The following is a 424-nucleotide window of genomic DNA, read 5'->3' as shown; positions in this document are numbered from 1 at the left end:
CGGCGCCGGACAATCCCAATCCAGAGCCGTCCCGGCCCCCCGCCCCGCCGGAAACTCCACCCGGCGAGCCGCCGGGCGTGCCTCCGCCTTCGCCTGACCCCGTTCCCGAGCCGGGAAGAGGACCGCCAGAGATCCCGCCGGGCACGCCGCCGGAAATTCCTACGGAGCCGACGTTCCCCGGCCCTACGGGCGGAGACCACGAATGGTTGCAAACGAGAAGGGTTTAGTCACCCGTGTGCTCGATCATGCCGATTACCTCCAGAATGTCGCGCGGCTCGATTCCGACTTGCCTCAGTCCAGGCAGGTCGATCGCCGCCACGTTGTCGACGCGCATGAGGTCGACCTGGTTGCGCTGGATCAGTGCGCCCGGAACGAACTCAGCCACAGCAGCGATGGAATTCCACACCGCAAATGGCATCGGCAC

1 pseudogene is annotated in these 424 nt (G+C 66.7%); it reads right to left on the bottom strand.

Going from position 1 to position 424, the window contains the following annotated elements:
- Window positions 1-223 precede the first annotated feature (223 nt).
- Window positions 224-424 (bottom strand): annotated as a pseudogene (locus tag D3227_RS42145) (complex I NDUFA9 subunit family protein); the annotation flags it as partial.

The sequence above is a fragment of the Mesorhizobium waimense genome, assembly GCF_003601975.1.
In the GTDB taxonomy this organism is placed as follows: domain Bacteria; phylum Pseudomonadota; class Alphaproteobacteria; order Rhizobiales; family Rhizobiaceae; genus Mesorhizobium; species Mesorhizobium waimense.
The sequence above is the reverse complement of the archived record's forward strand: the minus strand, read 5'-3'. Positions and strand labels throughout refer to the sequence as shown.